At 38.2% G+C, this 13,454-nt stretch carries 14 protein-coding genes; 2 read left to right on the plus strand and 12 right to left on the minus strand.

What is annotated here, in order from left to right; all coding sequences use genetic code 11:
* Nucleotides 1-2: 2 nt before the first annotated feature.
* Complete coding sequence (locus tag WS44_RS00990; RefSeq protein WP_046432581.1) at nucleotides 3-800, minus strand: Nif3-like dinuclear metal center hexameric protein; 798 nt, start codon at nucleotides 798-800, stop codon at nucleotides 3-5.
* Entirely contained in the window at nucleotides 793-1,479 is a 687-nt protein-coding gene (locus WS44_RS00995) for a class I SAM-dependent methyltransferase (RefSeq protein ID WP_013438070.1), read from the minus strand. Before WS44_RS00995 ends, WS44_RS00990 begins: the two co-directional genes overlap by 8 nt.
* Before the next feature lie 102 nt (nucleotides 1,480-1,581).
* On the opposite strand from WS44_RS00995, the gene WS44_RS01000 reads away from it, so the two are divergent.
* Nucleotides 1,582-2,022 (plus strand): 8-oxo-dGTP diphosphatase, encoded by a 441-nt coding sequence (locus WS44_RS01000; RefSeq protein WP_046432584.1) that lies wholly within the window; start codon nucleotides 1,582-1,584, stop codon nucleotides 2,020-2,022.
* A complete protein-coding gene (locus WS44_RS01005) occupies nucleotides 2,023-2,691 on the plus strand; it encodes a M23 family metallopeptidase (protein ID WP_013438072.1) in 669 nt (222 codons plus the stop codon).
* A gap of 58 nt (nucleotides 2,692-2,749) precedes the next feature.
* On the opposite strand, the gene rpoD is transcribed toward WS44_RS01005, so the two are convergent.
* The 10 genes from rpoD to WS44_RS01055 form a co-directional block, all read right to left on the minus strand.
* Complete coding sequence (gene rpoD / locus WS44_RS01010; RefSeq protein WP_046432585.1) at nucleotides 2,750-3,862, minus strand: RNA polymerase sigma factor RpoD; 1,113 nt, start codon at nucleotides 3,860-3,862, stop codon at nucleotides 2,750-2,752.
* Nucleotides 3,863-3,877: 15 nt separating this feature from the next.
* Nucleotides 3,878-5,710 carry a DNA primase gene (dnaG, locus tag WS44_RS01015; protein ID WP_046432586.1) on the minus strand — a complete coding sequence of 611 codons (1,833 nt, stop codon included), beginning with the start codon at nucleotides 5,708-5,710 and terminating at the stop codon, nucleotides 3,878-3,880.
* A 27-nt stretch (nucleotides 5,711-5,737) separates the two neighbouring features.
* Nucleotides 5,738-7,801 carry a glycine--tRNA ligase subunit beta gene (gene glyS / locus WS44_RS01020; protein WP_013438075.1) on the minus strand — a complete coding sequence of 688 codons (2,064 nt, stop codon included), beginning with the start codon at nucleotides 7,799-7,801 and terminating at the stop codon, nucleotides 5,738-5,740.
* Nucleotides 7,794-8,711 carry a glycine--tRNA ligase subunit alpha gene (gene glyQ, locus WS44_RS01025; protein ID WP_013438076.1) on the minus strand — a complete coding sequence of 306 codons (918 nt, stop codon included), beginning with the start codon at nucleotides 8,709-8,711 and terminating at the stop codon, nucleotides 7,794-7,796. Before glyQ ends, glyS begins: the two co-directional genes overlap by 8 nt.
* A gap of 259 nt (nucleotides 8,712-8,970) precedes the next feature.
* Nucleotides 8,971-9,723: a DNA repair protein RecO gene (gene recO / locus WS44_RS01030; protein WP_046432588.1), complete on the minus strand. Its 753-nt coding sequence runs from the start codon at nucleotides 9,721-9,723 to the stop codon at nucleotides 8,971-8,973.
* A complete protein-coding gene (era, locus tag WS44_RS01035) occupies nucleotides 9,723-10,628 on the minus strand; it encodes a GTPase Era (protein ID WP_046432591.1) in 906 nt (301 codons plus the stop codon). The genes recO and era overlap by 1 nt, the downstream gene beginning before the upstream one ends.
* Nucleotides 10,628-11,152, minus strand: coding sequence for an rRNA maturation RNase YbeY (ybeY, locus tag WS44_RS01040; protein WP_013642031.1), 525 nt, complete (start codon nucleotides 11,150-11,152; stop codon nucleotides 10,628-10,630). The genes era and ybeY overlap by 1 nt, the downstream gene beginning before the upstream one ends.
* A 2-nt stretch (nucleotides 11,153-11,154) precedes the next feature.
* Nucleotides 11,155-12,114, minus strand: coding sequence for a PhoH family protein (locus WS44_RS01045; RefSeq protein WP_013438080.1), 960 nt, complete (start codon nucleotides 12,112-12,114; stop codon nucleotides 11,155-11,157).
* A gap of 31 nt (nucleotides 12,115-12,145) precedes the next feature.
* Nucleotides 12,146-12,589 carry a GatB/YqeY domain-containing protein gene (locus tag WS44_RS01050; protein ID WP_013642032.1) on the minus strand — a complete coding sequence of 148 codons (444 nt, stop codon included), beginning with the start codon at nucleotides 12,587-12,589 and terminating at the stop codon, nucleotides 12,146-12,148.
* Between the two features lie 468 nt (nucleotides 12,590-13,057).
* On the minus strand, nucleotides 13,058-13,454 hold a 397-nt coding region (locus WS44_RS01055; RefSeq protein ID WP_288145668.1), incomplete at its 5' end, for an RNA-guided endonuclease TnpB family protein.

Here is a 13,454-nt window from a genome sequence, read left to right on the forward strand (position 1 = left end):
TATTAAAATAAATCTTGAAATGGATTTGTTGAAACTTCAGAAAGCTCAACGCCAACATTCCAATTATTCTCTTCGTTCCATTTCTTGAGACGATCATATACCTTATATTTAAACAATTTTTCAGTATAATGACCAGGATCAACTACTGTTAAACCGGATGAAATCATATCATGACCGACGTGATAATAAACGTCACCTGTAATAAAGGCATCCAAATTATCATCTAAAGCTCTAGTCCAGTATTTACCACCATCACCACAGATAAAGCCGACAGTGGAAATTTGTTTGTCGTTATCCGCAGTAATCAATCTGGCCATCTTGATCTTCATTTTGTCTTTAACATAATAAGCAAAATCATAAGCTGACATCGTCTTAGGTAGTTTACCCTTTCGTCCCATTGCAATGCCATCATCATCTAAGCAAAATGGTTCAACATCTTTTAAGCCTAATTCTTCAGCTTGCCAATCAGCTGAGCCATTTTGTGCCTTATCAGAATTTGTGTGAATTGAATAAACGGTAATGCCATTTTTGATAATCTCGCCATACATTGCATTTTGTGCGTTGGCAAAATCTAAATTACGTGCAGGTCTAAACATTACAGGGTGATGGCTGACAATAAAGTTAACACCCTTTTTTACAGCTTCTTCGACAACTTGAGGACGCACATCCAAAGTCGTCATTACCTTAGTAACATCGGCATCGATTGAACCGATTTGCATCCCCACAGGATCGCCTTTAGAAGCAATGTCCTCTGGAAAATCTTGTCTTAAACGTTCAACAATCTCTTTGACTTTAGTCATCGCTTAGCTCCTCCTTAATCAACTGAATATTATGTTCAATCTCATTAATACGGTCTTCGTCTTTATTTCGCGCCTTGTTCAAATTCTTTAGCAATTTTTCATTGTAAGCCAATTGCCCTTGCCATTTTTGATAAAATACGGGGTTCTTTTCACGTACAATGAATGGACCAAAGAAAATATCTTTTTCGGTTAAATCATGTTTATTAGCTGTCAAACGTGCCTTAATTAATTCATAGGTGTGGCCGGCTTCTGCTATCAACTTTTCTGCTACAATTTCATAATTGTGCATCATTAACCAATTACGCACGCCAGCTTCACCGATATTAGGTTCAAGCACTAAATTTTTAAATTGAAAGTCTTTACTCCAAGCCGTATCCAAAATATCAACCATCAATTTTCCACCCATACCAGCGATTACTACAGTATCTACTTGGTCTTGATGAGTAATAGTTTCTAGTCCATTGCCTAAACGCGTTTCAATTTGATCGCTTAATCCAGCTTCCGCAATATCGTTTTTAGCATTTTCAAGCGGTCCTTCAGCAACATCACTTGCAATCGCATATTTTATTTTTCCTGATCTAACTAATTCAATTGGCAAATAAGCATGGTCAGTACCAATATCGGCAACTTTACTGTCGGGATCGACCATTTTTGCCAGCGTATTTAATCTTAAGTTCATTTAATCCTCCATAAAGAGTATGTTTAATCAAATTTTAGCATATTTAGTAGTTGTTTTTAGTCATGTTTTGCTATAATCGTACAAAGAAAGTGGGTTTTTGCATTGAAAAGAACTGAGACAGTAACTTTAACTAACATGTGCATGATCAAAAATGGAGATAAAATTCTAGTTTTGGACCGCAACGATCCAGTTTGGCCAGGCCTTACCTTCCCTGGTGGTCACGTTGAACCACATGAGTCTTTTAATGATTCTGTTGTTCGAGAAATCAAAGAAGAAACCGGACTGACCATTTCTCATCCCCAACTTGTTGGAGTAAAGCAGTTCTATGATAAAAATCATGAACGCTATTTAGTCTTTTTCTATGTTGCCGATGAATTTAAGGGGACAGTCAAGGAATCAGACGAAGGGACTTTAACTTGGATGACTAAAGAAGAGCTGCAGCAACATAAGCTAGCTTATAATTTTGATCATGATTTACCTGTATTTTTCGATCCTAATGTTAGTGAACATATGCTTGATGGAAAACGAGATGAACTTTTTTAGATGAAAAAAACAGAAAGCAAAGTATCGCTTTTTATTGCATTAATTGCAATTATTATTTTTGCTTCGGTACCGCTTTGGCACATTGATTTAAATGCCAATAGACCTCAGACTCAAGTCGTAAAAAAGAAAAAGCCTAAAAAGAAGAAAAAAGTAGTTCATAAGGTTACCTGGGGTTATCCTTTTAAACGCCTTTACGAAAAGAAAATAAAATTTAAATCAGGCCAAAAATTCGGTGAAACTGACGTAATTAGACGTTACTACCCTACTAAAAGTTACTTCCACGATGGTTACGACTTCGGCTTCAGCGAAGTAGGACACTCTACTGTTTATGCTGTGCATGCTGGGACAGTTCATAAAGTTAAGTATGCTCCAGGCCTTGGCTTATATGTTTGGGTGATTTCTGATGATGGCTATGTAGAAATCTATCAAGAAGGTTTTCTCAGCATCACAGATATTTACGTAAAGAAGGGCCAAAAGATTAAGTTAGGCCAAAAGATCGGTCGCTTAACCGGTTCTCACATCCACTTAGGAATAACTAAGACAGACAAGAAATACATTGATAAACATGGTGTACCATGTCGCTACTACTGGAAAGACAATGGTACTTGGCTCAACCCAATGAAGATCATTGAAGATGATATCGCTAAAGGAAAAGTCAGCAAACAATAAAGCAAATCAAAAAAAGACGTTAAGCACTTGCTTAACGTCTTTTTCATAGATCTAGATATTAATCCATAAAGTCACGCAATTGATTTGAACGACTTGGGTGACGAAGCTTTCTTAAAGCCTTAGCTTCAATCTGACGAATACGTTCACGAGTTACGCCAAATACCTTACCTACTTCTTCCAAAGTACGAGTACGGCCATCATCAAGACCAAAACGCAAACGTAAAACATTTTCTTCACGGTCAGTTAAAGTTTCAAGTACTTGTTCAAGTTGTTCCTTTAACATTTCGTATGAAGCATGTTGTTCTGGACTAGTTGCATCCTTATCCTCAATGAAGTCACCTAAGTGTGAATCATCCTCTTCACCAATAGGAGTTTCAAGAGAAACTGGTTCTTGAGCGATCTTAAGAATATCACGAACCTTATTGGTTGGCATATTCATTTCAGCACCAATTTCTTCTGGAGTTGGTTCACGACCTAAGTCTTGTAACAATTGACGTTGAATTCTAATCAACTTGTTGATCGTTTCAACCATGTGGACAGGAATTCTGATAGTACGTGCTTGGTCGGCAATAGCACGGGTAATAGCCTGTCTAATCCACCAAGTTGCATAAGTAGAGAACTTAAAGCCAAGACGATAATCGAACTTGTCAACGGCCTTCATCAGACCCATGTTACCTTCTTGAATCAAGTCAAGGAATGACATACCACGACCAACATAACGCTTAGCGATAGAAACAACCAAACGAAGGTTAGCTTCAGCTAATTCTTGCTTTGCTTCTTCATCGCCAGCTTCAATTCTCTTGGCAAGAGCGATTTCTTGGTCTGCAGTAAGAAGTGGCACACGTCCGATTTCCTTCAAATACATCCGTACTGGGTCATTCATTCGAACGCTTGAAGGTGCTGACATATCCTTTAATTCAGCCTTTTCAACATCCTTTTGCTTCTTTAAGGCTAACTTTGAAGGATCGCCATTTTCATCAACAATACTGATACCATTATCTTCAAACTCTTGTACAAGTTGGTCAACAGCCTTGCCTTGCAAATTATAAGGCTTAATCAGACGAGCAGTGAAGTCCTTTTCAGTAATTGTCTTTTTCTTCTTAACGTCCTTAACGACTTGCTTTACCACCTTGTCCAAAGATGGTTTTTGTGTAGTTTCTCTTTCTGCCACTAAAAAGCCTCCTTATTAACCTAAGACCCTTTTCAACTCAATAATCTTTTGAGTAAGTCTCAAACATTCGTCTCGATCTTGTTTGCGCATTGCATCCTGTAATTGATTGTTAAGCTCATTCAGCCGGGAATAAATGTTGCGCTTTTGAAGCGATTGGACATACTCATTAATCTCTTGAATTGTAAAATCTTTTGGCATGTTTGCCATTTCAGCATCTACTATTATACCTTGAAGTTGCTCAGGAATAAAATCTAAGAAACCATCAATTTGCGGATTATCGTGTGTTTCTTTGTATTTAATCCATAATTGTGCTAATTCTTCAAAGTCTTTATCTGGAAAATGGAAATTTCCCTCCTGTAGATATTTTTGTGCCTGCTGTGAATGAATAAATAAGTATAATAATCTAACTTGCCTTGGGTGTCGTTGCCCTGCTGTTTGTTGAATCGCAGCAGTCTCTGCTGATTCAAAAGAAGGCTGCATCTCATCCGTGCTAGGAGTCGGAGCAGAATAATTAGACTGCTGACGCATATGACTTTTAGCACGATTATTTCTACGTAATTCTCTAGCTAAATTTGCTTTTAACGAAGCAGATGACACCTGTGCGTTACGTGCAAGCTGTTCAATATACATGTCCCGTTCAACCGGGTTTCTAACTTGCGCGATCTCTTTGACTGCTTCATCCAAATAAGTAATCTTTTCTCGATCATTGTTAAGATTGTACTTTTTAGCCAATCTTTCAAGGAAAAATTCAGTTGGAGTCTTAGCACCATTTACCTCATTTTGGTATTTTTCGGCGCCATATTTTTTAACATACTCATCCGGATCCAGATTATCGGGCAAAACAACGATTCCTAGGTTGAAATTGCCTGCCTTGTTAAACATTCTTGCGGCACGTTCTTCCGCATGAATACCAGGTGGATCTCCATCGTAGTTGATAATAATATTAGTGGTTACCCGCCGTAACAAATAAATTTGATCATCTGTCAAACTAGTACCCATCGAAGCAATGCCTGAGCTAATGCCTGCCTTGTAAGCAGCTATTACATCCATGTATCCTTCGTAAAGAATAAGGTGCTGCTCACTTCTTGCTGCTTTCTTTGCTTCCGCAAAGTGAAACAGAACTTTAGACTTGGTAAAGATACTTGTCTCAGGACTGTTCATATATTTAGCTTCAGTTTTATCGTCAGAGATTCTCCGCCCTGAAAAGCCAATCGTTCGACCATTTTCATTATCCAAAGGAAACATTAGTCGATCACGAAAACGATCAAATAAGCGTCCATCTTTGCTTTCGACAAATAAGCCACTTTTTTGCAGCTCATCATCTTGATAGCCTTTGTCACGCAGATAAGTAATCAGAACATTATCTTCTTTGGGAGCATAACCAATATTAAAATGATCTAACACCTTTTGATCCAGTTGCCGCTTTTGAGCATACTGCATCCCTCTTTCACCAGCTTTAGTGGTAAGCAATACACGGTGATAAAATTCTGCTGCATCCTTATGCATCCGCATAAGTGGATTCATCTTGCTTCCATCATTATTACCATATCCTTGTGGCATCGCGATATGAGCAAATTCTGCAACCCACTCTACGCTTTCTGGGAAAGTCAGATTATCCTTATACATTAAGAATTTAAAAACGTTGCCGCCTTTACCACAGCCAAAACATTTGAAGAACTGTTTTTCTTCATTAACCGTAAAAGAAGGTGTTTTTTCTTGATGAAAAGGGCAAAGACCAATATAGTCTTTGCCTTTCTTTTCAAGTGACACGTATTGGCTGATGATATCTACAATATTAACGTTACTGCGGACCTCATTGATGAATTCTTCTGGAATCCGTCCAGCCATATGAATCACCTTTTCTATCTATTTTTATTATTTAATGACTAACTTACTCAAGTCACCTAAACGATCAGCTAATTCACTAACAGCAAATAATTGTGCTAAACGATTGTTCTTAACCTTTTCATCCTTAGCCATGATCATATTAGCATCGAAGTATTGGTCAATAACTGGTTGAAGTTGAACGAAGCCTTGGTAAAGGTCAGCCAAACTTTCAACCTTTTGCAAGTTTTCAACACCAGCATAAAGTTCTTTTTCACTGTTGTCGTCGAATAAGCTTTCAGCGATTTTAACATTACCCTTGAACTTAGCTTTCTTCAAGATGTTGTCAATTCTAGTCAAACTTTCAACTACTGGCTTAAATTCTTCATCATCGTGGTGAAGTTGCAATACATTAGCAGCTGCCAAAATTTGACTTGGGTCTTGTTGACTTGATGCAAGGACAGCATCAACGATATCGTACTTGAAGTTGTTCTTTTGCAAGTATTGCTTTACACGATCACGAATAAAGTCAGCGATTTCTTGGTCTGCATCACCCTTAGGAAGTTTAGCTGGGGTTACACCATTAAGCATGTTAATGATTTCTGGCAATACTTCGTTAAATGGAAGTGACCACTTTTCGTTAAGCAAAATTCTAACAATACCGTAAGCGTAACGACGAAGTGCGTATGGGTCGTTTGATGAAGTAGGAATCATACCTGCACCGAAGAAGGTTACGATAGTATCAATCTTATCTGCAATAGACAAAAGTGAACCTACAGTAGTTTCTGGAAGTGGACCTTCAGCAGTTGCTGGCATGTAGTGTTCCTTAATAGCTACAGAAACTTCTTCGTCTTCACCTGCAAGACGAGCATAGTGCATACCCATGACACCTTGAAGTTCAGCGAATTCCCCTACCATTTGAGTTACTAAGTCAAACTTGTAAAGTTCACTAGCACGGTCGAAGTCCTTTACTACGTTTTCTGGTAAGTCCCAACGCTTAGCAAGATAATCACCAATCATGCGTACACGTTGCATCTTTTCAGCCATTGAACCAATCTTGTCGTGGAATGAAACATTCTTAAGACGATCAACAAAGTGGCTAAGTGGGTATTTACGGTCTTCATCGTAGAAGAATTGAGCATCGTCCAAACGAGCTACCAATACCTTTTCGTTACCTGAAATAACGTTATCTAAGTAATCCTTGTTACCGTTTCTTACAGCGATAAAGTGGTTAATTAACTTGCCATTTTCGTCGTAAACTTCAAAGTATCTTTGATTATCCTTCATTGAAGTAATTAATACTTCGTCTGGGATGTTTAAGTACTTTTCATCGAATGAACCAGCAAAAACAGTTGGGTATTCAACTAAGTAGGTAACTTCTTCAAGAAGATCACGATCAGGTTTTACTTGCCAATGATTTTCCTTAACCAATTCATTCATTTGGTTAACGATCATATCTTTACGCTCTTCAGCGTTAGCAATTACGTATTGATCCTTCAATGCATCTTCATAGTCATCTGCATTAGCCAATACTACTGAATCACCTAAGAAACGGTGACCTTGAGTCTTACGGCCAGCAGTAATATCCAAGATCTTAACTGGAACTACGTCACTACCAAATAATGATACAAGCCAGTGGATTGGACGAACGAATTCAAAGTCGTTTGAATCCCATCTCATCTTGGTTGGGAAGGTCATAGCCTTGATGATATCACTCATACCAAGCAAAATATCAGTAGCCTTTTTACCTTCTTTTTGAACGTGAACATAAGCGTATTCAGTACCCTTAAGTTCTTCAAAGTAGATGTCATCAGTAGTCATACCTTGGCCACGAGCAAAACCTTGTGCAGCCTTAGTCCAGTTACCATCAGCATCTTGAGCAATCTTCTTAGCAGGACCTTTTTTTACTTCATCAATATCGTCTTGCTTTTCAGCTAAGTCTTCAACCAAGATAGTCAAACGACGTGGTGTAGCAAAAGTCTTGATGTCCTTAAACTTAAGACCGTTTTCTTTCAAAAACTTTCTAGTTCTGTCAGCCAATTGCTTTACGCTGCGTGGTACAACATGGGCTGGCATTTCTTCAGTACCGATTTCAAATAAATAATCTTTAGCCATTTTCTACCCCAGCTTTCTTGTCTTCTGCGCTCTTAAGCAATGGGAAGCCACGCTTTTCACGTTCTTCGACAAACTTAACAGCTACTTCATGAGCCAAGTTTCTAATTCTTGATAAGTATCCAGCACGTTCAGTTACTGAAACAGCACCACGAGCATCAAGCAAGTTGAAAGTATGTGAACACTTCAAAATGTAGTCATATGCTGGGTGTACAAGGTTTTGACCAAGAAGACGCTTAGCAGTTGCTTCATAAATATCGAAGAACTTAAGAAGTTGATCTTGATCTGATTCTTCAAAGGCATACTTAGAATGTTCATATTCTGGTTGCTTAAAGATATCACGGTAAAGAACACCGTTACCCCATTCAAGGTCAAATACAGAGTTTACGTCTTGAATGTATGATGCAAGTCTTTCAACACCGTAAGTGATTTCACTCATAGTTGGCTTAACGTCTAATTCACCAACTACTTGGAAGTATGTAAATTGACTAACTTCCATACCGTCAAGCCATACTTCCCAACCAACACCAGCACAACCCATTGATGGGTTAGCCCAGTTGTCTTCTACGAAACGAATATCGTGTTCCAAAGGATCAATACCTAAAACCTTCAAACTGTCCAAGTAGTATTGTTGAATATCCTTTGGAGCTGGCTTGATAACAACTTGGAATTGGTGGTGTTGGAATAACCGGTTAGGGTTTTCACCATAACGACCATCTGCAGGTCTTCTAGAAGGCTCTACATAGCAAGCTGCCCATGGTTCAGGACCAACTGCACGAAGAAAAGTGTAAGGACTCATCGTACCTGCACCTTTTTCAACATCGTAAGAAGGCATAATCATACAACCTTTGGAGGACCAGAATTGTTCCAGCTTAAAGATCATATTTTGAATGTTTAATTTCTTATCTGCCATTTTCCTTAATTCTCCTCCTGCGCTAGGCCATAAAAAAAGCCTATGCAAAATTTTGCATAGGGACGAAATATATCGCGGTTCCACCCTAATTCAGGAAGTGTTCTTCCTGCACTTAATTGAGCTTTGACTAGAGGGGCCTTTTCCTAGGTACCCTTACACCAAACGGTACTCGCTTAACTAGTACTTTTCTAATCCTCATCATCGCCAAATACGTACATATTTTAACACATGAACTAGGTTTAAACCAGATATTTACTAACTAAAAAAGTTTTAATTCATCTAAGAATTTTTTGGTCTTTAAGTTTAAATCAATCGTCTCACGATAGATGCGATCGATTGCTTTTCTAGTAGCCTTTTTAGTTTCTTCATTAATTGTAATTGTTCCAAGACGATCAGTAGGCAAAAGGCCGATTGTTCTCAAAACGGCGGTTTCTTTTGGTTTTAAATGCATGCGACTATTTACTACACCAAAATGGTCGCTACAAACAACACCGCCTAATTTAATTGAATAATCAAAAATACCTGTTTCTTTACCACAAATTACGCAATGACGAAGCTCGGGCTCAACGCCATAAGCTCCAAGCATTTTCATTTGCACAATTTGCGTGATCATCTCGCTATCAACGCCTTCATTGATTTTTTTCAGGGCAAAAAGAGCTAAGTCATAATACTTGCCAATTGGTTGATATTCGACAAAAGCATGATCAATTAAGTCAAAAATAAAAGAAGCATAAGCATTCTTCGTCAGGTCTTGGTATAACCCATCGAATTGCTTTACTTCTTTATACGTGCGTAGATTGCTCAAACCATGTCCGCTGGTATAAATGACATAAGTACCCATTGAAAAATTCAGCGTCGCAGCACTTAAACGTGACTTTGGCCGCAAAGCTCCCTTCACAATTAAGGTAATTATTCCATCTTGCTTAGTCATGATTTTTGCTAATAAATCTGCTTCTTTATATTTTTGTCTTTTGAAAATAATACCCTGAACTTCTTTAAGTTCGCGTACCATTAACTAAGTTCCTTCTTATCATAACCAATTTGTTTTAAGAAGCTTGGATCTGAGCGCCAGTTGTGTTGGACCTTAACCCAGAGACGCAAATTGACTTTTTCTCCAAGCAAATCTTCGATTTCCTTACGAGAATTAATACCTATTTGCTTGAGCATCTTACCACCTTTACCTATGATAATGCCCTTTTGTCCATCTCTTTCAACATAAATGGTTGCTTCAATCACCAACTTGCCATTTTGATGCTTATTCATTTGATCAACGGCAACCGCGGTAACGTGCGGTACTTCTTGTGAAGTAAGTCGTAAGATCTGTTCACGAATAAGTTCAGCGACGACAAAATATTCAGGCCGATCTGTGATCTGGTCAGCACTATAATATTGTGGTCCTTCTGGCAAGTACTTGTTAAGCGTAGCTAATAAGTCTTCAATACCAATGCCTTGAGTAGCAGAAATCGGTAGTATTTCTTTAAAGCCCTCTAGCTTATGGTATGAATCCATAATTGGCAACAACTTGTTAGGGTGAATTTGATCAACCTTATTGATTACTAAAAATACGGGAACTTTTACTTCCTTAAGCAAATCAGCAATGTATTGATCACCTTTACCAATTTTCTCAGGTTCTACCATGAATAAAACTAAATCTACATCATTTAAACTAGAAAGACTAGCTTTATCCATATAGTCGTCAAGTTTTGAATGAGGCTTAAAGATACCTGGTGTATCTACAAAGACGATTTGCATATCATCGGAAGTATAAATGCCTGAGATACGATTTCTCGTGGTCTGAGGCTTATTAGAAGTAATCGCCACTTTTTGGCCAACTAAGTAATTCATCAAAGTTGACTTACCGACATTTGGTCGACCAACTAAGGCAACAAAGCCAGACTTAAACTTTTTTTCTTCCATTATTTACCTCTGCCTTCATCTAATTGATCTGGATATAGTGGTAAGCCGTAGTCTTCAAGCACCTTCCCTTGAATGCCAAACATTTCTTTAGCTTCATCAGGCTTGATATGATCATAGCCATTCAAGTGCAAGAAGCCGTGAACTACAGTATAACCAAATTCTCGGTCAAACCCAGTGCCATATTCCTTGCTATGACGTTTGATGACACTTGGACACATAAACAAATCCCCGATATCTTCTTGAAAATCAGGATCATCCTCAAAGGCAGCTAAGTCAATTGAATCCTCACCATCTTCAATTGCAAAAGAAATGACATCTGTTGGACGATCTTTATCACGATACTTTAAATTAATCTCGTGACTACGATCTTCGTCAACAAAGTTAATACTCATTTCTAAGTTATTATCTTTGCCAATTTCTTTCTTAGCTAAAAGCAAAAGCTTCATAATCCAGTCTTGCCAGTCACGTTTTTTATCATCTAAAAAACCAACTTCATCATTATAGGTAATATCAATTGGATCCATTTTTAGTGTTTAGCGTCCTCTTTTTCATAAGCAGTAATAATTTTGGCAACTACAGGGTGACGAACAACATCCTGTGCAGAAAAGTTGATGAATTTGATTTGGTCGATGTTCTTCAAAATTCGTCTAGCATCGATTAAACCGCTATGCTGTCGTCCCGGCAAATCGACTTGAGTCATATCTCCGTTTACGACCATCTTGGAGTTAAAACCAAGACGTGTCAAAAACATCTTCATTTGTGCATCAGTAGTGTTTTGGGCTTCATCAAGAATTACAAACGCGTCATCAAGCGTACGTCCACGCATATAAGCAAGTGGAGCCACTTCAATTACGCCACGTTCCATTAAGCGGTCAGTAGTATTAGTACCAAGAATAGCGTACAAAGAATCGTAAATTGGTCTCAAATATGGATCAACTTTTTCCTTCAAGTCACCAGGCAAAAATCCAAGTGATTCACCAGCTTCAACGGCTGGTCTAGTCAAAATTATTCTGGAAACTTCGCCCTTTTTGAATGCAGCAATTGCACAAACAACTGCCAAGAAAGTCTTACCAGTCCCAGCTGGCCCTATTCCAAAGATAACATCGGATTTATCAATGGCCTCGACATAACGCTTTTGACCCATATTTTTCACCCTGACCGGTCTACCTTTAGCATCCCGAATCAAGACTTTCTTATACAGATCCGCAAAGTACTCTGTGGTACCCTTGTCGGCCATCTTCATCGCACTAACCGTATCGGGCGCGCCAACGTTAACGCCGGTATTCACGACACTGTCAAGTGCCTTTAAAACAGCGACGGCTTTCTTTACGTTTGCCTCATCATCCCCTGCAATAACAATGTCATTGCCAGTATCGGTAACGGACAAATCATAGCCTTCAGAAAGAAGCTTCAGATTTCCATCATTAACTCCAACTAATTTTTGAATATTCTCTGCTTTTTGAGGTGTAAAAGTTGTTTGAGCCAAAAAGACCCGCTCCTTCTTGTTACTACTAAACTTAGTTTAGTTGATCACGAACTGCTTGAGACGCAGCCTTACCATCGGCACGTCCCTTGATCTTGGGCATTAAGGCTTTCATAACCTTACCAAAATCAGACTTGCCTTTGGCACCAACTTCATCAATCGTTTCCTTAACAGCAGATTCCAACTCGTCCTTGCTCATTTGTTTAGGCAAGTACTTTTCAACTACTGCTAATTCTTTCTTAGTTTCTTCCACTAAATCATCACGTTTAGCTTTAGCAAACTCTTCGATTGATTCTTCTCTTTGTTTCTTTTCGCGATTAAGAACAGTTAATTCTTCGTCTGCATTCAAATCATGTCCCAACTTGATCTTTTCATTCATCAAAGCAGATTTGATCATGCGGACAGTATCAAGAGTTGTCTTATCGTGATTTTTCATGGCTGTTTTCATATCAGTCATGATCTTATCTGACAAACTCAATTTATAATTCCTTCTTTCTATTAAAACCCAATAATATTATAGCAAACTATAAACATAACTATTAAGTTTTCAACGTAATATATTGAAGTTTTTTCTATAAAAAGCAAATATTTTGTTTTATTTCAATAATTTACGTGTGGAAAAGACAAAAACTCAAGGAAAAATCCCTGAGTTTTTGTCTTATATTCTTCTATTAGATAAAACAAATTTACGTTGTAACTTACTTATATCAACACCCAACATTTCTACACATGTCCAGACTAACAAAAACATAATGATAGCAATTAGTCAACTACCCTAGACTGAAGTCTAGGGCTTAGTGGCTCGTTAGCTTGCGCTAACCAGAACACCAACTTGCTTAGATACGGACTTGACTTACCAGCAATAGTCTTTTGACTATTGCCGATAGAGGTCGTCTAATTACCAAAGCCTTTTAAGTCCGCGAGTTGCTAACGGACTGCAGCCTTTCTAGGCTGCTTTTTTTATTTTAGGATTTTGCCACTTGCTTAATCCTTTTTCTAAGATGTTCACTGCCGCATTCCAATCACGAATATGGGGCATTCGACAAATTGGACAAGTCCACTCCCGATCCTTAAGGGTTAATTTCTTATAACCATTTTGGCCCATAATACTGCCACAAGCATGACAGCGTTGAGTAGTATATTTAGGATCAATTGTTAGAAATTCTTTACCATATAGATCTGCCTTATAAGCCAGCATATTCAGGAAACTACGCCAGCCGACATCAGAAATTGATTGCGACAAAGCATGATTCTTTAACAGGTTTCTGTTTCTTAATTCCTCGGCAACTACTAAATCGTGGTTTTTGATTAGTGCAGTTGAGAGTACTTGTAAAAAGTCATTA

The sequence above is a fragment of the Lactobacillus sp. N54.MGS-719 genome, from assembly GCF_000980505.1.
Classification (GTDB): Bacteria; Bacillota; Bacilli; order Lactobacillales; family Lactobacillaceae; genus Lactobacillus; species Lactobacillus amylovorus.

What these genes read in the sequence shown, in the direction of transcription:
- WS44_RS00990 (WP_046432581.1), bottom strand. Translation starts at nt 800, where the DNA reads ATGACTAAAGTCAAAGAGATTGTTGAACGTTTAAGACAAGATTTTCCA.
- WS44_RS00995 (WP_013438070.1), bottom strand. Translation starts at nt 1,479, where the DNA reads ATGAACTTAAGATTAAATACGCTGGCAAAAATGGTCGATCCCGACAGT.
- WS44_RS01005 (WP_013438072.1), top strand. Translation starts at nt 2,023, where the DNA reads ATGAAAAAAACAGAAAGCAAAGTATCGCTTTTTATTGCATTAATTGCA.
- dnaG (WP_046432586.1), bottom strand. Translation starts at nt 5,710, where the DNA reads ATGGCTGGACGGATTCCAGAAGAATTCATCAATGAGGTCCGCAGTAAC.
- glyS (WP_013438075.1), bottom strand. Translation starts at nt 7,801, where the DNA reads ATGGCTAAAGATTATTTATTTGAAATCGGTACTGAAGAAATGCCAGCC.
- glyQ (WP_013438076.1), bottom strand. Translation starts at nt 8,711, where the DNA reads ATGGCAGATAAGAAATTAAACATTCAAAATATGATCTTTAAGCTGGAA.
- recO (WP_046432588.1), bottom strand. Translation starts at nt 9,723, where the DNA reads ATGGTACGCGAACTTAAAGAAGTTCAGGGTATTATTTTCAAAAGACAA.
- era (WP_046432591.1), bottom strand. Translation starts at nt 10,628, where the DNA reads ATGGAAGAAAAAAAGTTTAAGTCTGGCTTTGTTGCCTTAGTTGGTCGA.
- ybeY (WP_013642031.1), bottom strand. Translation starts at nt 11,152, where the DNA reads ATGGATCCAATTGATATTACCTATAATGATGAAGTTGGTTTTTTAGAT.